Origin of the sequence: Oerskovia gallyi (assembly GCF_014836745.1) — a bacterium.
GTDB lineage: Bacteria > Actinomycetota > Actinomycetes > Actinomycetales > Cellulomonadaceae > Oerskovia > Oerskovia paurometabola.
In genome coordinates, this window is the sequence record NZ_JACSQE010000009.1 from 129,817 (window position 1) to 150,547 (window position 20,731).

General features: G+C 72.2%; 16 protein-coding genes and 1 tRNA gene. 4 read left to right on the forward strand and 13 right to left on the reverse strand.

The window, feature by feature from the left end; all coding sequences use genetic code 11:
• Positions 1–39: 39 nt before the first annotated feature.
• The 3 genes from H9640_RS12455 to H9640_RS12465 all read right to left on the reverse strand — a co-directional run bounded on the left by H9640_RS12455 (position 40) and on the right by H9640_RS12465 (position 2,809).
• A complete protein-coding gene (locus tag H9640_RS12455; RefSeq protein WP_138823089.1) occupies positions 40–1,023 on the reverse strand; it encodes a ribose-phosphate diphosphokinase in 984 nt (327 codons plus the stop codon).
• The gene (glmU, locus tag H9640_RS12460) at positions 1,020–2,720 is read right to left on the reverse strand and encodes a bifunctional UDP-N-acetylglucosamine diphosphorylase/glucosamine-1-phosphate N-acetyltransferase GlmU (RefSeq protein WP_191791027.1); all 1,701 of its coding nucleotides are present in this window, start codon (positions 2,718–2,720) and stop codon (positions 1,020–1,022) included. Before glmU ends, H9640_RS12455 begins: the two co-directional genes overlap by 4 nt.
• Positions 2,721–2,737: 17 nt before the next feature.
• Positions 2,738–2,809, reverse strand: a tRNA-Gln gene (locus tag H9640_RS12465).
• A 245-nt stretch (positions 2,810–3,054) separates the two neighbouring features.
• Between H9640_RS12465 and H9640_RS12470 the strand changes: the two genes are divergently transcribed.
• From H9640_RS12470 to H9640_RS12485, 4 genes are all read left to right on the forward strand, one after another.
• Positions 3,055–3,666, forward strand: coding sequence for a TetR/AcrR family transcriptional regulator (locus H9640_RS12470; protein ID WP_191791028.1), 612 nt, complete (start codon positions 3,055–3,057; stop codon positions 3,664–3,666).
• 100 nt (positions 3,667–3,766) lie between these two features.
• Positions 3,767–4,702, forward strand: a complete 936-nt coding sequence (locus H9640_RS12475) for an ABC transporter ATP-binding protein (RefSeq protein ID WP_191791029.1) — start codon at positions 3,767–3,769, stop codon at positions 4,700–4,702.
• A complete protein-coding gene (locus tag H9640_RS12480) occupies positions 4,699–5,925 on the forward strand; it encodes an ABC transporter permease (RefSeq protein WP_191791030.1) in 1,227 nt (408 codons plus the stop codon). The genes H9640_RS12475 and H9640_RS12480 overlap by 4 nt, the downstream gene beginning before the upstream one ends.
• Positions 5,926–6,018: 93 nt before the next feature.
• Positions 6,019–6,519, forward strand: coding sequence for a MarR family winged helix-turn-helix transcriptional regulator (locus H9640_RS12485; protein ID WP_191791031.1), 501 nt, complete (start codon positions 6,019–6,021; stop codon positions 6,517–6,519).
• Positions 6,520–6,569: 50 nt separating this feature from the next.
• Here H9640_RS12485 and H9640_RS12490 read toward each other — a convergent pair whose 3' ends face one another.
• The 10 genes from H9640_RS12490 to metG all read right to left on the reverse strand — a co-directional run bounded on the left by H9640_RS12490 (position 6,570) and on the right by metG (position 20,673).
• Entirely contained in the window at positions 6,570–8,453 is a 1,884-nt protein-coding gene (locus H9640_RS12490; protein ID WP_191791032.1) for an ABC-F family ATP-binding cassette domain-containing protein, read from the reverse strand.
• Between the two features lie 95 nt (positions 8,454–8,548).
• Positions 8,549–9,931: a glycosyltransferase family 2 protein gene (locus tag H9640_RS12495; RefSeq protein WP_191791033.1), complete on the reverse strand. Its 1,383-nt coding sequence runs from the start codon at positions 9,929–9,931 to the stop codon at positions 8,549–8,551.
• Positions 9,928–11,322, reverse strand: a complete 1,395-nt coding sequence (gene wecB / locus H9640_RS12500) for a non-hydrolyzing UDP-N-acetylglucosamine 2-epimerase (RefSeq protein WP_191791034.1) — start codon at positions 11,320–11,322, stop codon at positions 9,928–9,930. Before wecB ends, H9640_RS12495 begins: the two co-directional genes overlap by 4 nt.
• A 121-nt stretch (positions 11,323–11,443) precedes the next feature.
• Positions 11,444–12,382, reverse strand: a complete 939-nt coding sequence (locus H9640_RS12505) for a 4-(cytidine 5'-diphospho)-2-C-methyl-D-erythritol kinase (protein WP_191791035.1) — start codon at positions 12,380–12,382, stop codon at positions 11,444–11,446.
• Positions 12,379–13,299: a 16S rRNA (adenine(1518)-N(6)/adenine(1519)-N(6))-dimethyltransferase RsmA gene (rsmA, locus tag H9640_RS12510; protein ID WP_191791036.1), complete on the reverse strand. Its 921-nt coding sequence runs from the start codon at positions 13,297–13,299 to the stop codon at positions 12,379–12,381. Before rsmA ends, H9640_RS12505 begins: the two co-directional genes overlap by 4 nt.
• Positions 13,300–13,366: 67 nt before the next feature.
• Positions 13,367–14,665, reverse strand: a complete 1,299-nt coding sequence (locus H9640_RS12515) for an aggregation-promoting factor C-terminal-like domain-containing protein (protein WP_404821899.1) — start codon at positions 14,663–14,665, stop codon at positions 13,367–13,369.
• Between the two features lie 405 nt (positions 14,666–15,070).
• Positions 15,071–16,378, reverse strand: coding sequence for a transglycosylase family protein (locus H9640_RS12520; RefSeq protein WP_404821900.1), 1,308 nt, complete (start codon positions 16,376–16,378; stop codon positions 15,071–15,073).
• A 401-nt stretch (positions 16,379–16,779) separates the two neighbouring features.
• Positions 16,780–17,967, reverse strand: a complete 1,188-nt coding sequence (locus tag H9640_RS12525; protein WP_225227129.1) for an aggregation-promoting factor C-terminal-like domain-containing protein — start codon at positions 17,965–17,967, stop codon at positions 16,780–16,782.
• 136 nt (positions 17,968–18,103) lie between these two features.
• Positions 18,104–19,033, reverse strand: coding sequence for a TatD family hydrolase (locus tag H9640_RS12530; RefSeq protein WP_191791038.1), 930 nt, complete (start codon positions 19,031–19,033; stop codon positions 18,104–18,106).
• Positions 19,034–19,035: 2 nt separating this feature from the next.
• Positions 19,036–20,673, reverse strand: coding sequence for a methionine--tRNA ligase (gene metG, locus H9640_RS12535; RefSeq protein ID WP_225227130.1), 1,638 nt, complete (start codon positions 20,671–20,673; stop codon positions 19,036–19,038).
• Between the last annotated feature and the right edge of the window lie 58 nt (positions 20,674–20,731).

The window sequence follows — 20,731 nt, forward strand, 5'->3', positions numbered from 1 at the left end:
GTCGGTGGGGCGGGCCGTCGCGCGGCGTGGGCCGAGGGCTCAGCTGTTGCCGTCGAACAGCGACGTGACCGAGCCGTCGTCGAAGACCTCGCGGATCGCGCGCGCCAGGAGCGGCGCGATCGACAGGACCGTGAGCTGCGGGAAGTGCTTCTCCGCCGAGATCGGCAGCGTGTCGGTCACGACGACCTCGCTCGCGCCGCACTCGGACAGGCGCTGGGCCGCCGGGTCGGACAGGACACCGTGCGTCGCCGCGACGATGACCGACTTGGCGCCCGCCGCGAGGCAGACCTTGACGGCCTCCGCGATGGTGCCGCCCGTGTCGATCAGGTCGTCGACCAGGACGCAGTCGCGCCCCTCGACGTCACCCACGACGCGGTTCGCGACGGCCTGGTTGGGGCGCGTGATGTCGCGGGTCTTGTGGACGAACGCGAGCGGCCCGCCGCCGAGCTTCGCGGCCCACTGCTCGGCCACGCGGATGCGGCCGGCGTCGGGCGAGACGACCGTGACGTTCGACGTGTCGACCCGCGAGCGGACGTAGTCCGTGAGGATAGGCATGGCCCACAGGTGGTCCACGGGCCCGTCGAAGAAGCCCTGGGTCTGCGCGGCGTGCAGGTCGACGCTCATGAGGCGGTCGGCACCGGCCGTGCGGAACAGGTCCGCGATGAGGCGCGCCGAGATCGGCTCGCGACCGCGGTGCTTCTTGTCCTGGCGGCCGTAGCCGTAGAAGGGCTGGACGACCGTGATGGTCTTGGCCGAGGCACGCTTGGCCGCGTCGACCATGAGCAGCTGCTCCATGATCCACTGGTTGATCGGCGCCGTGTGGCTCTGCAGGAGGAAGATGTCCGCACCGCGGACGCTCTCCCCGAAACGGACGTAGATCTCGCCGTTGGCGAAGTCGTACGCGGTCGTGGGAAGCAGGTCGATGCCCAGCTCCCGCGCGACGTCCTTGGCGAGCTCGGGGTGCGCGCGTCCGGACGCGAGGACGAGGGACTTGTCCCCGTTGCCGGCGATCGTGCTGCTCATCGTGGGGAAGGCCCTTCGTTCGTGCTGCTGGTCGTGGTGTTGGGTCCGTCGGGGACCGTGGGGACACCGGGGCTCGCGGGCGCCGGGGTCGGTCGGGGGGCCGGGGTCGCCGCGGTGGCCTCGGCGAGCTGCGCCTGGGCCTGGGCTCCCAGCGGAGGGGGCGTCTCGCCGTCGTTCTCGTGCGCCCGCGCCGCGGCGTCCGCGGCGGCGGTGCCGGGGCGACGGCGGGCGACCCAGCCGTCGACGTTGCGCTGCGGGGCGCCGCTCACGCCGAGCGCACCGGCCGGCACGTCGCGGCGGATCACGGAACCAGCGGCCGTGTACGCGCCGTCGCCCACCGTGACGGGGGCGACGAACATGTTGTCCGCGCCGGTCCGCGCGTGCGAGCCGATGACCGTGCGGTGCTTGGAGACGCCGTCGTAGTTGACCGTGACGCTCGCGGCACCGATGTTGGTGTGCTCGCCGATGGTCGCGTCCCCCACGTAGGACAGGTGCGGCACCTTGGAGCCGGTGCCGATCGTCGCGTTCTTGGTCTCGACGAACGTGCCGATCTTGCCCTTGGCCCCGAGGTCCGTGCCGGGGCGCAGGTAGGCGAACGGTCCGACGCTCGCGCCGTCACCGACGACCGACAGGCTGCCGTGCGTGCGGGTCACGGTCGCCCCCACACCGACCTCCATGTCGGTGAGCGTCGTGTCGGGGCCGATCGTCGAGCCCGCCCCGATCGACGTCGCGCCGTGGAGCTGGGTGCCCGGCAGCAGCGTGACGTCGTGACCCAGGTCGACGTCCACGTCGACCCACGTCGTCGCCGGGTCGATCACGGTCACGCCCTCGAGCATCCAGCGCGTGAGGAGGCGGCGGTTGAGCTCGGCGCGCAACGTCGCGAGCTGGGCGCGGTCGTTGGCTCCCTCGACGAGCAGCGGGTCGGCGACCTTGAGCGCCCCCACGCGGCCGCCGCCCTCACGGGCGATCTGCAGGACGTCGGTCAGGTAGACCTCGCCCTGCGAGTTCTCCTGGGTGACCTGACGCAGCGCACCGCGCAGGATTCCCGCGTCGAAGACGTAGACCGAGGAGTTGATCTCCCGGATCGCGCGCTGCTCGTCCGTCGCGTCCTTGTGCTCGACGATGGCCAGGACTCCCCCGGCGTCGTCACGGACGATCCGTCCGTACCCCGTCGCGTCGTCGACCTCCGTCGTCAGGACGGTCACGGCGTTGCCGTCCGAGTGGTGCACGTCGAGCAGCCGGGTGAGCGTCGCTGCGTCCAGGAGCGGGATGTCGCCCGCGAGGACCACGACCGACCCGTCGAGGCCTTCGACGGGACCACGTCCCTCGTGCCCGATCGGCACACCGTGCGCGGCCGCCTCGGCCTGCGCCCTGACGTCGAGGGCCTCGACCGCGCACTGCACGGCTCGCCCGGTGCCCGGCACCTCGTCCTGGTCGACCACGAGCGCCGTCGGGACGACCTCGAGCGCTGCGGACGCCACGAGCTCGCGCTCGTGGCGGACCACGACCGCGATGCGCCGAGGGGACAGGTCGCGGGCCGCGACCATCGCGTGGCCGAGCATGCTGCGACCGGCGAGCGTGTGGAGGACCTTCGGGGTCGCGGACCTCATCCGCGTCCCCGCACCAGCGGCGAGGACGATGACTGCGGCGGGCACTGGCGGTGCGTCGGGCACAGCGTCGGTCACTGGGGCTCCCATCGGGTTGGTTGCACGTGCTCCGCCCCCAGGACTCGAACCTGGACTAAAGGCACCAAAAACCCTTGTGCTGCCGATTACACCAAGGCGGAACGGACTGGACACGGCGCACGGTCGGAGGGTGAACCTCCCTCTCGTGCGCACCATCGCTCGTCCGGAGAACAGTCTGCCAGGTCTCGCACGGTGCTCCACGCCCGAACCGGCTCTGGACGTGGAGAAAACGTGTGAGGAGAGAGTCACAGGGCGCCGCACGACATCTCATCCCGGCCCTCGGGGCGACAGGGCACGGCATGATGGTGCCGTGCCCGCAGACTCCAGACGTCCTCCCAGATCCCGTATGACCGCGAGCCAGCGCCGTGAACAGCTCCTCGCGGTGAGCCGCGTCCTGTTCGCCGAGAAGGGCTTCGAGGGGACGAGCGTCGAGGAGATCGCGGCCCGCGCCGAGGTCTCCAAGCCCGTGGTGTACGAGCACTTCGGGGGCAAGGAGGGCATCTACGCCGTCATCGTCGACCGCGAGATCCAGGGCCTGACCAGCGCGCTCACCGGGGCGCTCTCCTCGGGCGGCCACCCCAAGGTGCTGCTCGAGCGCACGGCGCTCGCGCTGCTGACGTACATCGAGACCTCCGAGGACGGGTTCCGGATCCTCGTGCGCGACTCCCCGGTGGCCCAGGCGACGGGGACGTTCTCGAGCCTCATCGGAGACGTCGCGACGCAGGTCGAGCACCTGCTCGCGGACCAGTTCAAGCGACGGGGCCTGGACCCGCGGGTCTCGCCCATCTACGCGCAGATGCTCGTCGGCATGGTCGCGCTCACGGGGCAGTACTGGCTCGACGTGCGCAGCCCCAAGAAGACCGACGTCGCGGCGCACCTGGTCAACCTCGCGTGGAACGGCCTGTCCGGCATGGAGAAGAAGCCGTCGCTCACGGCCAAGGACCGCACGGACGGCTGACCCGGACCGGCACCCTGGGGCTCGTGCGGAGCCGCACCGCCTCCCGAACCCGTGACATTCCGCCCGTGACGGCGCGCCCCGCCCATGGTTTCGTTGTCACATGGCGACTCTCGAGATCGACAGGCTGAACAAGACGTACGGGACGGTGCGCGCGCTGCGCGACATGTCCTTCACGGTCGGTGCGGGCGAGATCTTCGGCTTCGTCGGCTCGAACGGGGCCGGCAAGACGACCACGATGCGCATCGCGCTCGGGGTGCTCGCCCCCGACTCGGGCGAGGTGCGGTGGGACGGACGGCCGCTCGACCTGGCCATGCGTCGTCGGATCGGCTACATGCCCGAGGAGCGCGGGCTCTACCCGCGGATGAAGGTCGGTGACCAGCTCGTCTACCTGGCCCGCCTGCACGGGCTGAGCCCCGCCGCGGCGCGCACGGCGATGGAGCACTGGACGCAGGTCCTCGGGATCGACTCCCGCCGGGGCGACGAGGTCCAGAAGCTCTCGCTCGGCAACCAGCAGCGCGTGCAGCTCGCCGCCGCGCTCGTGCACGACCCGGACATCCTGGTGCTCGACGAGCCGTTCTCCGGGCTGGACCCCGTCGCGGTCGACGTCATGAGCGGCGTGCTGCGCGACCGCGCCGCCGCGGGCGTACCCGTCGTCTTCTCGTCGCACCAGCTCGACCTGGTCGAGCGGCTGTGCGACCGCGTGGGGATCGTCAAGGCGGGCGAGATGGTCGAGGTCGGCGGGATCGAGGAGCTGCGCGCGACGCAGCGCCCGCAGTGGGTCGTCGACGCCCCGGCGGCGCCGCCCGGCTGGGCGTCCGAGATCCCGGGCGTCCACGTCGTGCGGTACGACGGCGCCAGGACCTTCCTCGAGGTCGACTCGCCCCAGGACGGGGCCGAGCAGGCTGTCCTGCGCGCGGCCCTGGCCACGGGGCCGGTGCGCGAGTTCACGCCGCAGCGCCCCTCCCTGACCGAGCTCTTCCGGCACGTCGTCAGCAGCGACGACGCCACCGCCACCCGACAGGAGGTCTCGGCATGAGCACCCTGCGACAGCCGACGACGCCCCACTCCCCCGTGAGCACGTGGGGCGCGGTGTCCCTCGTGGCAGGCCGTGAGATCTCGACCCGCATCCGGTCCAAGGCGTTCGTCTGGACCACCGTGGCGCTGCTCGTGGGCGTGGTGCTCGGCGGGTTCCTGCTGAGCCTCGTGGGCGACCAGGGCCCCGCCGTCCAGAAGGTCGGCGTCACGTCGGAGGTCGAGGCCCTGGGGTCCCAGCTCACGGCAGCGGGCGAGGCCGTCGGGACCGAGATCCAGGTCAGCGAGGTCTCGGAGCCCGAGGGACGGACGCAGCTCGCCGACGGCGACCTCGACGCCCTGGTCACCGGTACCCCCGAGTCGTTCACGGTCGTCGTGAAGGAGGAGCTGGGCACCACCTTGACGCCCGTCTTCACGGGCCTCGCGCAGCAGGCGGCCCTGGCGGGGGCGATCAGCGACCTGGGCGGCGACCCGTCCGCCGTCGCGCAGGAGATCGCCTCTGCCGCACCCACGGTCGAGACGCTCGAACCCACCGAGGTGCGCGACCCCGCCCAGATCGTCACGGGCATGGTGGGCGGCATCCTCATCTTCATCGCGCTCATGACGTGCGGGCAGCTCGTGGCTCAGGGCGTCGTGGAGGAGAAGACGAGCCGTGTGGTCGAGCTGCTGCTCGCGACGATCCGGCCCTGGCAGCTCATGGCGGGCAAGGTCCTGGGCATCGGCGCGATCGGTCTGATCCAGCTCGTGGTCGTGGTCGGGGGCGGTGTCGGGACGGCGTTCGCCCTGGGGCTGGTCGACGCGAGCAGCGTGAACCTCGGGGCGACCGCGGCCTGGGTGCTCGTGTGGTTCGTGATCGGGTTCGTCATGTACTCGCTCGCGCTGGCCGCGCTCGCCGCCCTGGTCTCGCGCCAGGAGGACGTGGGCTCGGTCATCACACCGGTCCTGATGCTCATGATGATCCCGTACATCATCGGGATCTCGATCGGCCCGTGGGACCCCGAGAACCCGCTGGTCGTGTGGCTGTCGTACATCCCGTTCTGCTCGCCGCTGCTCATGCCGATCCGCATCGCGCTGGGCACGGTCGAGACGTGGGAGATCCTCCTCGCCGTCGGGCTCTCGCTCGCGCTCGTGCCGGTCCTGGTGTGGCTCGCGGGCAAGATCTACTCGAACGCGGTGCTCCGCACGGGCGGTCGGGTCAGGCTCAAGGACGCCCTGCGCGCGAGCTGACCGGAGGTCGCGCCGACGGGCTCGCAGGTCTTCCCGGGCACGCCTCGGCCGTCAAGACTCTTGATGTCGAGGAACATCGAGTAGCCTCACGTCATGCAGCACCCGCACCCGGACGAGGTCGACCGCATCGTCGACGCCTGGCAGCGCGAGCGTCCGGACCTGGACGTCGAGCCGCTCACCGTGTTCTCGCGCGTCAGCCGGCTGGCCCGGCACCTGGACCTCGCGCGCCGCAGCGCGTTCGCGCGCGGGCACCTGGAGACGTGGGAGTTCGACGTCCTGTCGGCGCTGCGCCGCGCGGGCGAGCCGTACCGCCTGTCCCCCGGAGCGCTCATCACGCAGACGCTCGTCACGAGCGGCACCATGACGAACCGGATCGACCGCCTCGAGGCCCGCGGCCTGGTGCAGCGGCACCGCTCGCCCGACGACCGGCGAGGAGTGCTCGTCGAGCTCACCCCCGAGGGCCTGGAACGCGTCGACGCCGCCATGAGCGACCTCCTGGCCGTCGAGCGCGAGGTCCTCGCAGCGCTCGACCCCGCTGACCGGCTCCACCTCGCGAACCTGCTCCGCACGGTCATCGGGCAGTTCGAGGCCTGATCGCGCGACCGCACGGGCAGGGCTCGTGCGAGCCCTGCCCGTGCGGTCCGTCAGTCGAGCAGCTCGGCCGCTTCCATCCACTCGGCCTCGAGCGTGTCCTTCTCGGCAGCGAGCTCGCGGAGCTGCTTGTCGAGGTCGGTGACCGCGGCGTGGTCCGTCGCCTGGGCGGCCATCTTGTCGTGCAGGCGCGCCTCGAGCTCGGCGATCTTCGACAGGCGCCGCTCGATGCGCCCGATCTCCTTCTTCGCGGCCCGCACGTCCGCCCCGGACGGGGCCGCCTGAGCGGTCGCGTCACCCGCGGCACCGGTGCTCCCCGTGCCCGACGACGCCGCACCGGCCCCGGAGCCCGTCGCGCCGGCACGCGTCCCGGCGACGGCCGCCGCCATCGCGGCCTTGCGCAGCGCGAGGTACTCCTCGACCCCGCCCGGCAGGTCGCGGATGGTCCCGTCCCCGAGCAGCGCGACCTCTCGGTCGCAGACCCGCTCGAGCAGATAGCGGTCGTGCGAGACCACGACGAGCGTGCCGGGCCATCCGTCGAGCAGGTCCTCGATGGCCGCGAGCGTGTCGGTGTCGAGGTCGTTGGTGGGCTCGTCGAGCAGCAGCACGTTGGGCTCGCCGACCAGCAGGCGCAGGAGCTGGAGCCGGCGACGCTCGCCACCCGACAGGTCGCGGACGAGCGTCTGCGAGCGCTCGCGGGTGAACCCGAGGCGCTCGACGAGCTGGGCCGCCGTGAGCTCCTTGCCGTCGACCGCGACCGTGCGCTTCTCCTGCTCGATGACCTCCACGACGCGCAGGCCGCCGATCTGGTCGAGCTCCTCGACGTCCTGCGTCAGCTCGGCGACGTGGATCGTCTTGCCCCGCTTGACCGTGCCCTGCGTGGGGGCGAGCCGGCCGGCCAGCAGGCGCAGGAGCGTCGTCTTGCCCGCACCGTTGACCCCGACCACGCCGTAGCGGTCGCCCGGACCGAGGCGCCAGGTGACGTCGTCGAACAGGACCTTTTCCGCGGAATCAGGATCCCCGTCGCGCGCCGGCATACGCACCGTGACGCCCTCGAGGTCCAGCACGTCCTTGCCCAGACGGCGCGTGGCCATGCGGGTGAGCTCGAGCGTGTCACGGGGGTCCGGCTCGTCGGCGATGAGCGCGGCCGCGGCGTCGAGGCGGAACTTGGGCTTGGACGTCCGCGCCGGGGCTCCGCGGCGCAGCCACGCGAGCTCCTTGCGGAGCAGGTTGTTGCGCTTCTCGGCCGTGACGGCCGCGGTGCGCGCCCGCTCCGCACGGGCCAGGACGTACGCGGCGTACCCGCCCTCGTACCCCTCGACCGCGCCCGAGCCGTCGCCCGTGACCTCCCACATGCGCGTGCAGACCGCGTCGAGGAACCAGCGGTCGTGCGTCACGACCACGAGCGCCCCCCTGGCCCCCGGACGGTCGTAGCGCGCCTGGAGGTGCTCGGCGAGCCACGCGACGCCCTCGACGTCGAGGTGGTTGGTGGGCTCGTCGAGGAACAGCACGTCGTGCTCCGCGACCAGCAGGGCCGCGAGCGCCACCCGGCGGCGCTGGCCACCCGACAGGGTCGACGCCGGTGCGTCCAGGTCCAGGTCGGCGAGGAGCCCCGCGTGGACCGCACGGATGCCCGCGTCGCCGGCCCACGTGTGCTCGGCCGACTCGCCGTGGACCAGGTCGCGGATCGACGTGCCCTCGGGCGACTCGTCGCGCTGGTCGAGCATCCCGATCCGCAGCCCGCCCACCCGGGTGACGCGTCCGGCGTCGGGCGTCGCGGTCCCCGCGAGAAGGCGCAGCAGCGTGGACTTGCCCGCACCGTTGGGGCCGACGACGCCCACGCGGTCGCCGTCGTCGAGGCCCAGGCTGACGCCGTCGAGGAGGGTGCGGGTGCCGACGACGAGGCGGATGTCGTCGGCGCCGAGGAGGTGTGCCATGAAGTCCTTCGAGTTGCTCGGGGGCGTCGGCCCGCCGCGCTCACGCGGCTCCGCCGACGCACGGTGCTCCAGCGAGGATACGCGCCGGGCCGAGGTCAGCGGGCGGACGGACCGTCGTCCTCGACGGTCGCCAGGGGCTCGCGCGCCGTCTTGGCCCAGCCCGTGCGGCCCGCGACCTGACGGAACAGCGCACGCAGGACCACCGGGAACAGGATCCACGAGTACAGCACGTAGGGCACGACCGCCACGACCGCCACCAGGAGGCCGACCACGCCGTTCCCCCGCCTCGCGAGCCCGACGAACCCCGGCCCGAACGAGAGCCCGAGGAAGAACACGACGACCGGCCAGAAGAGCGAGTAGAACGGCACGTGCTCGACCCCCAGCAGGAGCAGCGACAGGAGGAGCCCGAAGCCCATCGCTGTCTGCAGGACCGGCGTCAGGAGGTAGTAGAGCTGATCCAGCCGCGCCCAGACCGACACCGGGGCGGTCAGCGCCGAACCGAGCAGGTCGAGCGCCTGCCACCCGCCCTGTGCCCAGCGGGTCCGCTGTCGGACCAGGCGATGGAGCCCCGACACCCCCTGCTGCTCGATCTGCGTCTCGACCGTCTGCTCGCCGCGCCATCCCGCGTGGACCAGACGCACCCCCAGGTCCTGGTCCTCCGTCAGGCGGTCCCGCCACGGACCGCGCACCACACCGGGCGGCATCCCGTCGTCGGTCACGACGTCGTCGAGGGCCGAGAGACGGTTGAACTGGCCGTTCCCGCCCATGTTCGCGGTCCCCCAGCGCCCCCTCGCGAGCTGGTACACGAGCCCGAAGACTCCGAACTCGACGTCCTGGGCCCAGGTGAGCACCGACCGCCGGTTGTAGATGCGCACCAGCACCTGGACCCCGCCCACCCGTTCGTCGGCGAAGTGCCCGGCCAGGACCGCCGGGGCCGTGGCGGCAAGACGACCGTCCGCATCCACGATCCCGACGACGACCCTCGAGGAGTCCCAGCCGTCGAACGGGCGGCCCGGAGCGAGCAGGTCGCGGTGGAGGTACGACCACGCGTCGTCGAGCACCGCGGACTTGCCCCGGCGCGCGTTCGGCGGCACCCGGCGCAGCACGCGCAGGTCCTCGATCGCGAGGTCGGAAAGGATCTCCGCGGTCCGGTCCGTCGAGCCGTCGTCCACGACCACGATCACCCGGTGCGTCGCGGTGACCGCCGCGAGCCGGGTCACGCTGTCCCGGATCGTGACCTCCTCGTCGAGCGCCGGCACGACGAAGACCCACAGGAAGTCGGACTCTCCGGCGTCCTGCCGCCGACCGGCCACCCTCGCACGCCTGGCCAGCGCACGCTCCTGGGCCCAGGCAGTCACCGCGAGGACCAGGACCCACACGAACGAGGACACCGTGACGACGAGGAGCACCCAGAACACGACCTGGACGACCGCCGGCAGTCCCGCGTACGGGTCCCACCAACGGAGGTCGTCGGTCACCTGACCACGTCCTCGGGGAGCGGGGTGTCGACGTCCGGGATGGGCGAGCCCGGCGACGGGTCGACGAGCCCACGGCCCGGACGCGACGCTTCCTGGGCCGTCGGCTCCCGCTCGTACCCCGCCCAGTCGAGGACGACGCCACGGGAGAAGCCCGCACCGTACGGGACGGGCGCCGGGTCGTCGAAGAGCAGGTGGTCCATCGCCTCGACGATCCGTCGGGCCGCGTGACCGTCCCCGTAGGGGTTCGTCCGGTGCGTCACCTCCAGGAAGTAGGCCCGGTCGTCGAGGAGGCGACGCGCGGCGGCCACGATGCGGTCCGGGTCCGTCCCGACGAGCTCGAGCGTCCCTGCGTCGACCCCCTCGGTCCGCTCGGTGCTCTCGCGCGTCACGAGGACGGCGGTCCCCAGCGCCGGTGCCTCCTCCTGGATACCTCCCGAGTCCGTGATCGCGATGTCTGCCCTGCCCAGCAGGCGGGCGAACGCGGAGTAGCCCATCGGCGCCACGAGGTCGACGTTCGGGACGTCCTCGAGAAGGGGCCGCAAGGTCCCGGCGACCGCAGGGTTCGGATGGAGCGGGAGGACGAACCGCACGTCCGGATACTCCCCGGCCAGCCGCGCGATCGCCAGGCCGACGCGCTCGAGGCCCTCGCCCCAGCTCTCGCGCCGGTGGGCCGTGACGACGACCACGCGAGTGGTCGAGTCGTCCTCGAGGTCCGCGAGCTGGGGCACGCCGTAGGGCGGGCAGAGGCCCGCCGCGAGCTGGAGGGCGTCGATCGCGGTGTTGCCCGTGACGAAGACCCGCTGGATGTCGATCCCCTCCGCGACCAGGTTGCCCTTGGCCACGTCGGTCGGCGCGAGGTGGAACGACGCGATCCTGGCGATGAGCTGTCGGTTGAGCTCCTCGGGGAACGGCGAGAGGGTGGACGACGTCCGCATACCGGCTTCGACGTGCCCGACGGGGATCCGCAGGTGGAACGCCGCGAGCGCGGCCGCCGCGGCGGTCGTCGTGTCCCCGTGGACCAGGCACGCGAACGGGTAGCGGTCGATGTCGCGTCCGACGACGCTCGACGAGGGCGGACCGAAGCGCTCCGCGCAGAACCGTTCGAGCCGTTCGAGGACCTCGGCGAACAGCTCGTTGAGCGTGATGCCCGGGCGACCGATCGCCAGGTCCGCGTCGACCTCGACACCGGCCAGCCGCAGGACGTCGGCGACGAGCCCCGGATGCTGCCCGGTGGCGACGACGACCTGCTCGATCCGTTCGTGCTCGCGCAGCGCCTGGACGACAGGGAGCATCTTGATGGCCTCGGGGCGCGTCCCGACGACCACCAGGACGCGTGGGGTGCTGAGCGGATCGTCGACGACCGGCGGGACGCCGTGGCGGGAGAGCGTCATGCCTCGAGACTAGGAAGTACCCGTCGATCCAGCGCGCCGAACGACAGGATCGTGGAGGAGGAGCGCAGCGGTTCGCGGCGCGAGGCCCGCACGCGGGCACGAGCGCCACCAGCACCCGGGGTCAGGAGGACAGCACGCGCGCCCCCGACGCCGGGCCCGTGGCGCAGTGCACCGAGTCCGCGACGCCCGCCGCGGTCCACGAGGCCGCGATCGCGAGCGCGTGCTGCCTGCTGCGGGCGAGGGCCGCGATCGTCGGGCCCGAGCCGGAGACGATCGCGCCGAGCGCACCGGCGTCGCGCGCGACCTCGAGGGTCCGGCCCAGCTCGGGGGCCAGGGCGAGCGTCGCGGCCTGGAGGTCGTTGTGCAGCGCGCGGCCGAGGCCCACGGGATCGCCGGCACGCAGCGCCTGCATGAGCTCGGTGTCGTCGGACAGCTCGACGTCCGCGCTCCCGCCCACGACCTCGTCGAACGTCCGGAAGACCTGGGCGGTCGACAGGCCCTCGTCGCGCACCGCGAACGCCCAGTGGAACTCGCCACGCGACATCGCGGGCGTCAGCAGGTGCCCCCTCCCGGTACCCACGGCGGTGTGCCCGACGAGCCCGAACGGCACGTCCGAGCCGAGCCCCGCCGCCAGGTCCGACAGCTCGGCGCGCGAGAGACCGGTCTCCCACAGCAGGTCGCACGCCACGAGAGCAGCCGCGGCGTCGGCCGACCCGCCGGCCATGCCGCCCGCGACGGGCACCCCCTTGTGGAGGTGCAGACGGACGTCGGGGTCCACCCCCGTGTAGCGGGCCAACGACTCCGCGGCGCGCCACGCGAGGTTGCTCTCGTCGACCGGGACCCGGTCGGCCTGGGCACCCGACACGGTCAAGGAGATGCCGGCGCCAGGCGTCGCGAGGGTGGCCTCGACCTCCTCGGCCAGCGAGACGGCCTGGAAGATGGTGACGAGCGGGTGGTAGCCGTCGTCCTGGCACGCGCCGACGCGGAGCGACAGGTTGACCTTCCCCGGGGCCCGCACCCGCACGGCCACCGGCGGAGCAGCGGACAGGTGGGAGCTCACGCGTCCACTGTGCCAGGTCGGTCCGGGTGCTCGCCTGCGGAAGCGGCCGCCTCGGCCCGGACGAGCGGGAGCTGCTCGGCGATGCGGGCGAACTCCTCGACCGTGAGCCTCTCGCCGCGCGCGGTCGGGTCGACGCCCGCGCGCTCGAGCGCCTCGACCGCGGCCGCCGACGAGCCCGCGATCCCGGCGAGGGCCGAGCGGAGCATCTTGCGGCGCTGGGCGAAGGCCGCGTCCACGACCGCGAAGACCTCCTCGCGCGTGGCCGTCGTCGCCGGTGGCTCGCGGCGGTCGAGCGCGACGAGCGCCGAGTCGACGTTGGGCACCGGCCAGAACACGCTGCGCCCCACCGTCCCGGCCCGCGAGGCCGAGGCGTACCAGGCGGCCTTGACCGACGGCACGCCGTAGGTCCGGCTGCCGGGCGGCGCCGCGAGGCGGTCCGCGACCTCGGCCTGGACCATGACCAGGACCCGCTGCAACGAGTCGAACCGCTCGAGGAACGTCAGGAGGACGGGGACGGCGACGTTGTACGGCAGGTTGGCGACGAGCGCCGTCGGCGCCTCGCCCGGGAGCTCGGTCACGTCGAGCGCGTCGGCGGCCACGACGGTCAGCCGGTCGGCGGCGTCGGGCTGGTGCACGGCGACGGTCGCAGCGAGCTGCTGCGCGAGCGGTGGGTCGATCTCGACCGCGACCACGCTCGCCCCGACCTCGAGCAGCCCCAGGGTCAGCGAACCGAGCCCGGGACCGACCTCGACCACACGGTCCCCCGCCCCGATCCCGGCCGTCCGGACGATCTTGCGGACGGTCCCGCCGTCGTGCACGAAGTTCTGGCCGAGGGTCTTGGTGGGCCGCACGCCCAGACGCCCTGCCAGGTCGCGGATCTGTGCCGGACCGAGCAGGGCGTTGGGGGTGGCGTTCATGCAGGGAAGCCTACCGGGTGACCTGGTGCGGAACCCTCCGCCGAGAGGGCGTCACGACGTCCGTGGGTCAGTACCAGTTCTTCGCCTGGGAGTGGCCCCACGCGGCGCACGGGGTGCCGTAGCTGCCCGCGATGTAGTTCAGGCCCCAGGTGATCTGGGTCGCCGGGTTGGTCTTCCAGTCGGCTCCCGCGCTCGCCATCTTGGAGGCCGGCAGGGACTGCGGGATCCCGTACGCGCCCGACGACGAGTTCGTCGCCGAGGAGTTCCAGTTGCTCTCCTTGGTCCAGAGCCGGTCGAGGCACTGGAACTGGTCGCCGCCCCAGCCGCGGGCGGCGACGAGCTGGCGTCCGATCTCGCGAGCGGACCCGGCGGCGGCCGGGCCGCTCGGGCGCTCCTTGGTGCCCTGCACCACGATCTTGGCGACCGGCTCGGCAGTGACTCCGTCGGAGACGACCTCGCGGGACTCCTCGACCCCGTCGACCACGGTGACCCGCTCGACGACGGTGTGCGTGCCCTCGACGCCCTCCTGGGCGACGGTCTGCGCCTCGTCCTTGTAGACGTTCGCGTCCTCCTGGACCGTCGTCTCGAACGGGATGGCGGTCACGGTGGGGACGTCGGTCACGGTGACCCTGTGGACGACGACCGAGACCGCGGGGTCCGCAGCCTCGTCGCGGGCGACCGAGACGCGGTCCTGCTCACCGAGCGTGATGCCCTGCTGCTCGAGCAGGGCGTCGATGCCGATGGACCCGTCCGGCGCGACGACCGTCTGGCCGTCGACGACCACGTTGACGGGCCCGTTCGCGTCGAGCTTCACGCCGAGCTCGGGGCGCCCGTCTGCCGTGGAGCGGGAGGCGACCAGGCGCACGTCCGCGCCACGACCAGAGAGCGTGTCGAGCGCCTCGTCCGCGTCCAGAGCCGTGACCCACACGTCGCTCTGCTGACCATCGGTCTGCACGGTCACCTGACGCCCGTACCGCACGACGACGTCAGCACCGTTCTTCAGCGCCGCATCACCCGCAGGAGCGATCAAGTCCTTGTCGGTGACACGCACACCCTCCTCGGCGAGGAGACCCTCGACCGAGCCGGCGAACGTGCTCACCGTCGTGATCTCACCATCGACATCGAGCTCGACGGTCTTCTTCGCGGAACCATAGGCAACCGCACCCGTCGCCACGAGCGCGACAGCAGTCGCACCGGCGATCAAGGGCCAACGGCGACGCCGCGAAGCAGGAGTGGCGGAGGCCTCAGCCTCGACACCATCAGAAGTCGAAGAAACGGGGGCGGAGCGATGCGCCGGGCGCCGGGCGCTCACGGTGTCGCGGAAGGGGTTCTTCACTCGGGTCCAGTCGTCGTGCTGTCCGGGCACGGGGGGTCGATGGGCTCCTGACGGGCTCTCCCCGGTCCGCGCGGGGCGCGAGGGCGACGACGTCGCTCCGGGTTCTCGACCAGCCGATCCGGCGGTCCGGGCGTCCCGGGACTTCTTCCCGGTCGACACCCCCCGCGGCTGCCACACTCTGGTGAGCTCTGCACGCGAGACACTCGACCGTAACCGATTCGTTATGGATCGCCAAGTCGATCGGGTAGCACGCGGGACACGTCACAGGACGAAGCGGGAACCTGACCGCAGACCTCGCACACCGCCCGCCCGCCCGCTCGGGGCGGGACCGGCCCGCCGCACCTCGGGGACGACGAAGGGTGCGGCCCGCAGCTCTCGCTGCCGACCGCACCCTCGTGCGCGACGGGCTCAGGGCCCGTCAGGCCGTCCTGCTGCTCAGCGCAGGCCCAGCTTCTTGGAGCAAGCGGGCCACTGGCCCCAGCCCGAGCGCGCCTGGAGCATCTGGGCGCGCATCGTCTGCTCCTCGGCGGACGCGTCCGACGGGAGACCGGAGCCGCCCATGGACTTCCAGGTACCGGCCGAGAACTGGTACAGGCCGTAGTAGCCGTTGCCGGTGTTCGTCGCGGGGTTTCCACCCGACTCGCACTTCGCGAGAGCGGCCCAGACGTCGCCGCCGACCGTGCTCGGAGCCGCCGCAGGGGCGGGGGCGGGGGCGGCCGGTGCGTTCGCCTTGGGGGCTGCCGCCGCGGCCTTGGGGGCCGGAGCGGGCTTCGGGCGCTCCTTGGTGCCCTGCACCACGATCTTGGCGACCGGCTCGGCCGTCACACCGTCGGAGACCAGGGCGCGGGACTCCTCGACGCCGTCGACCGTCGTGACGGTCTCGACCTTGGTCGAGGTGCCCTCGACACCCTCCTGCTTGACGACCGGGTCCAGGTCCGCGAAGCGGTTCGCGTCCTGCTCGGTGACCGTCTCGAAGGGGATCGGCGTGACGGTCGGGACGTCGCTCACGGCGACGCGCTGGACGACCAGGGAGACCGCGGGGTCCGCAGCCTCGTCGCGGGCGACCGAGACGCGGTCCTGCTCACCGAGCACGACCCCCTGCTGGTCGAGGATCGAGTTGACGCCGATGCTGCCGTCAGGGGCCGTCGTGGTCTGGCCGTCGGCCACGACGGTCACGGGCCCGTTCGCGTCGAGGCGCAGCGGCAGCGCCGCACGGCCGTCGGCGCCGGAGCGGGAGGCGACCAGGCGCACGTCCGCGCCACGACCAGAGAGCGTGTCGAGCGCCTCGTCCGCGTCCAGAGCCGTGACCCACACGTCGCTCTGCTGACCATCGGTCTGCACGGTCACCTGACGCCCGTACCGCACGACGACGTCAGCACCGTTCTTCAGCGCCGCATCACCCGCAGGAGCGATCAAGTCCTTGTCGGTGACACGCACACCCTCCTCGGCGAGGAGACCCTCGACCGAGCCGGCGAACGTGCTCACCGTCGTGATCTCACCATCGACATCGAGCTCGACGGTCTTCTTCGCGGAACCATAGGCAACCGCACCCGTCGCCACGAGCGCGACAGCAGTCGCACCGGCGATCAAGGGCCAACGGCGACGCCGCGAAGCAGGAGTGGCGGAGGCCTCAGCCTCGACACCATCAGAAGTCGAAGAAACGGGGGCAGTGGCGCTGGCCGCGTGTGCGGTCCGGTCTAGGGGGTTCTTCACTCGAGTCCAGTCGTCGAGCCTCCCGGGCACGGAGTTCGGGCGGCGCGGTGCGCCACCGGCGGTCCCGCCGCTCCGAGGAGCGTCGGGGCGGGTCGCCCGAGGGCGTCCCACCGCAGGGTCCGAAACGACCGATCCGGCTGTCGTTTTCCGCCGACGGCCCGGTGCTCAGGACCACAGCAGGACGCGCACCCTCCGGTCCTGGGGCCCCCGGTGATGGGCGGGTTCCGCACCCGGCGATGAGCGGGTGACGACAGGACGGGCAGCAGCGCGCGACAGTTGACCGTAACCGATCCGTTATCCGGTGCCAACCCTGCGACACGCGTCCCGGGATGGTTCTGTCCGCTTTCCTCCACCTATGTCACGGGCGTGATACGCGGCTCGTGGGTGAAACCTTCACAGTTTCCCGAGAACGTCGGCGCCTCCGCGAGCGGTCAGTACCACCCCTTGGCCTGCGAGTGGCTCCACGCTCCGCAGGGCGTGCCGTACCGCCCCTCGATGTACCCCAGACCCCAGGTGATCTGGGTCGCGGGGTTGGTCCGCCAGTCGGCTCCTGCGCTGGCCATCTTGGACCCCGGGAGAGCCTGCGGGATGCCGTAGGCACCGCTCGACCGGTTCTCCGCGGTCGCGTTCCACTTGCTCTCCTTCGTCCAGAGCAGGTCGAGGCACGCGAACTGGTCGTCGCCCCAGCCGCGCTGGGCGGCGAGCGACTTGGCGATCGCCTTGGAGGAACCCGGGTCGACCTTGATCGTCGACGGGTCGAGCGTGCCGACCACGACGACCTCGGTGCGCGGCTCACGGACGACGGTCCGCTCGAGCACCGTCCGCGAGACCTCGGCCCCTCCGACCGTCTGGATCTCGTAGGTCGTGATCGCCTCGCCGACCTTGCCGGAGGTCCGGACGTTGCGCTGCCCCTGCGGGAGATAGGGGTCCTTGACCTCCTCCGTGGCGAAGGGCAGCGATTCCGTGACGGTTGCCGCGCCCTGCGCTGCGCGGGTGACCAGGATGAGCATGCCGTCGACCGCCGCGGCACCGAGGGGCACCGAGACCGCATCCCCCGCGGCCAGGACGATCCCCGCGTGGTCCAGGACCCCCTGGACCGACGCCTCGGCCGTGGTGGCCGAGACGATCCCGCCGTCCACGGCGACGTGGACCGTCTTGAGCGTCGACACGCGGATCTGCTCACGCCCGATCGACTGGGAGCGTGACGCCGACGTCTTGGCACCTTCGGCTCGCGGGCCGAGGGCGCTGATGAGCTCCCCCACGGTGCTCGCGGTCGTGACGAAGGTCTGCGGCTCCCCGTCGAGCTCGAGGGAGACCTCACGGCTCGTCCGGACGACGATCGTGCCTCCGTCGCTCGCCGCGACCGTGGTCGCCGGCTCGACGAGGTCACCGTCCTTGACCGCGATCTTCTGGAACGCCAGCAGCTCGCCGACCGTGGAACCGTAGGCGCTCACGGTGCGGACCTCGCCGTCGAGGTCGATCGTCACCGACTTGTGGGCGAGCGCGAAGACCCCGGTCGCACCGACCACGGTCGCGAGGACTGCCGCCTGCGCGACCAAGCGCCGCCTGCCCGTCAGGGAGTCCCTGAGGGCGCTCGCGCGACCGACCACGTGAACCATCCGTTCTTCTCGCATCCCGGCCCGCGATGCACCGGGCATCACGGACATGCAGACCGTAATGGATACGCGACCCCCGGGGGAAGCCCGTCCGGCGCGTCGTCGCCGACGACGCCCCGTCGCGTCGGTCAGGCCCGGGTCACCAGGGTCCGTAGACCTGCTCGGCGGTCGCGCTCAGCCGTTCGCAGACCTCGACGAGGGGCGACCCCGTGACAGCGGCGACGGTGCGCACGGTGTGCGGCAGGAGGTAGGGCGCGTTGGGCCGCCCGCGGTACGGGTGCGGCGTGAGGTAGGGCGCGTCGGTCTCGACGAGGACCTGTCCGAGCGGGACCGCCGCCAGGGCCGCCCGCAGCTCGTCGTTGGCCCCGAAGGTCACCGGACCGGCGAACGACAGGTACCAGCCCTGCGCGGCGCACAGCCGCGCCATCTCGGCGTCGCCCGAGAAGCAGTGGAAGACCGTCCGCTCGGGCGCACCGTCGGCGAGCAGGACCTCGATGACCTCGGCGTGCGCGTCCCGGTCGTGGATCTGGATCGGGAGCCCGAGCTCCTTGGCGAGCGCGACGTGCGCGCGGAACGACGCGCGCTGGACCGCCGCGCCCTGGGGACCCGTACGGAACAGGTCCATGCCCGTCTCGCCGATCGCGCGGATCCGGTCGTTGCCGCGAGCGATCGCGGCGATCTCCGCGATCGCGTCGTCGAGCCCGACGGCGTGACGTGCCTCGGGCGTCGGCGTCAGCCCGTCGGGCCCCACCTCCGTGACGCCTGCGTGCAGGGTCGCCTCGTTCGGGTGGATCGCGATCGCCCCGACCAGCGCCCGGTGCTCACGCACCAGGGTGTCCGTGAGGCGGGCCGAGGGCAGGTCGCAGCCGACCTGGACCATGCGGTCCACGCCGACCCGGGCCGCGTCCTCGAGATGCTGCGCGACCGTGGGGACGGGGACCGCTCGCCCCTCCTCGTCGACGTCGGGCAGGACGCCCGCGATCGACTCGAGGTGCGTGTGGTCGTCGACCACGGGCAGCGGCAACGCCTCGGGGGCGGGCGGCCACCCGCGCTCACGCTTGCGGGCCACGGTCAGGCGCCCTCGACGACCGGGTCCTCGAGCCGCGGGAACAGCGACGCGCCCTTGGTGACCGTGGTCCCCGCGGGGAGCGCACCGAAGCGGGCGGCGCCGTCGACCGGCTGGACCGCGAGCGCACCGAGCGGCGCCTCGGCACCGAGCGAGGCCCAGAGCGCCTGGGCGGCCTTCGGGGTGATCGGGTGCAGCAGGACCGCGAGCGAGCGCAGGGCCTCGGCGGCCGTGACGAGGATCGTGGCGAGACGGCCCTCCTGCGTCGATCCGCCGTCGGGCAGCTTCTCCTCGTCGGCCTTGGCGACCTTCCACGGCTCCTGCTCCGTGAGGTACAGGTTCGTGGCGTCGACCAGCGTCCACACCGCGTTGATGGCCTCGTGGATCGCGAGCGCGTCGATCGCCTTCTCGGCGGCTGCGACCGCCTGGGCGGCGACCTGCTCGAGCGCCTGCTCGGCCGGGCCCGCGGGGCCCGCGAGCGGCAGCACGCCGCCGTAGTACTTGCCGACCATGGCCGCGACGCGCGAGGCCAGGTTGCCGAACCCGTTCGCGAGCTCCGCGTTGTAGCGGGCGGCGAGGTCCTCCCACGAGAACGACCCGTCCTGGCCGAACGCGATGGCGCGCATGAAGTAGTAGCGGAAGGCGTCGGACCCGAAGTGGTCGATGATCTGGCTCGGCGCGATGCCCGTGAGCTTCGACTTGCTCATCTTCTCGCCGCCGACCAGGAGCCAGCCGTGCGCGAACACGGTCTTGGGCAGGGGCAGGCCCGCGGCCATGAGCATCGCGGGCCAGATCACCGCGTGGAAGCGCAGGATGTCCTTGCCGACGAGGTGCACGCTCGCGGGCCACGTGGCCGCGAACTTGGCCTGCTGCTCGGGGTCGTCGCTGTCCAGCCCGACGGCGGTCGCGTAGTTGAGCAGCGCGTCGAACCACACGTAGAGCACGTGCGTGGTGTCCCACGGGATGGGGATGCCCCAGTCGAACGTGTTGCGCGAGATCGACAGGTCCTGGAGCCCGCCCTTGACGAACGCGAGCACCTCGTTGCGGGCGCTGGCCGGCTGGACGAACTCGGGGTGCGCCTCGTAGAGCGCGAGCAGGCGGTCCTGGTACGCGCTCATCTTGAAGAAGTAGTTCTGCTCGGAGAGCATCTCCACGGGCTTGCCGTGGATGGGGCAGAGCTTCTGGCCCTCGTGCTCGCCCGTGCCGTCGACCAGGTCGCCCGGGAGCTTGTACTCCTCGCAGCCCACGCAGTACGGGCCCTCGTACGAGCCCGCGTAGATCTCGCCCTTGTTGTACAGGTCCTGGATGAACGCCTGTACACGCTCGGTGTGGCGCGGCTGGGTGGTGCGGATGAAGTCGTCGTTGAGCGCGTCGAGCGTGTGCAGGACCGGCTTCCACGAGCTCTCGACCAGGCGGTCCGCCCACTCCTGGGGGGTCACGCCGTTGGCCTCGGCCGTGCGCATGACCTTCTGCCCGTGCTCGTCCGTCCCCGTCAGGAACCACACGGGCTCCTGGCGCTGGCGGTGCCAGCGGGTGACGACGTCGGCCGCGACCGTCGTGTACGCGTGCCCGATGTGCGGGGCGTCGTTCACGTAGTAGATCGGGGTCGTGAGATAGAAGGTCTCCGAGGCTGCGTCAGGCATGGTCCTCATCGTAGTTGGCTCGGCCCGGCTGCTGCGCCGCCGTCCCAGGACCATGCCG

Excerpts from the sequence above, each read along its gene's own strand:
- H9640_RS12455 (WP_138823089.1), bottom strand. The coding sequence starts at position 1,023 with ATGAGCAGCACGATCGCCGGCAACGGGGACAAGTCCCTCGTCCTCGCG.
- glmU (WP_191791027.1), bottom strand. The coding sequence starts at position 2,720 with ATGGGAGCCCCAGTGACCGACGCTGTGCCCGACGCACCGCCAGTGCCC.
- H9640_RS12470 (WP_191791028.1), top strand. The coding sequence starts at position 3,055 with ATGACCGCGAGCCAGCGCCGTGAACAGCTCCTCGCGGTGAGCCGCGTC.
- H9640_RS12475 (WP_191791029.1), top strand. The coding sequence starts at position 3,767 with ATGGCGACTCTCGAGATCGACAGGCTGAACAAGACGTACGGGACGGTG.
- H9640_RS12480 (WP_191791030.1), top strand. The coding sequence starts at position 4,699 with ATGAGCACCCTGCGACAGCCGACGACGCCCCACTCCCCCGTGAGCACG.
- H9640_RS12485 (WP_191791031.1), top strand. The coding sequence starts at position 6,019 with ATGCAGCACCCGCACCCGGACGAGGTCGACCGCATCGTCGACGCCTGG.
- H9640_RS12490 (WP_191791032.1), bottom strand. The coding sequence starts at position 8,453 with ATGGCACACCTCCTCGGCGCCGACGACATCCGCCTCGTCGTCGGCACC.
- wecB (WP_191791034.1), bottom strand. The coding sequence starts at position 11,322 with ATGACGCTCTCCCGCCACGGCGTCCCGCCGGTCGTCGACGATCCGCTC.
- rsmA (WP_191791036.1), bottom strand. The coding sequence starts at position 13,299 with ATGAACGCCACCCCCAACGCCCTGCTCGGTCCGGCACAGATCCGCGAC.
- H9640_RS12525 (WP_225227129.1), bottom strand. The coding sequence starts at position 17,967 with ATGGTTCACGTGGTCGGTCGCGCGAGCGCCCTCAGGGACTCCCTGACG.
- metG (WP_225227130.1), bottom strand. The coding sequence starts at position 20,673 with ATGCCTGACGCAGCCTCGGAGACCTTCTATCTCACGACCCCGATCTAC.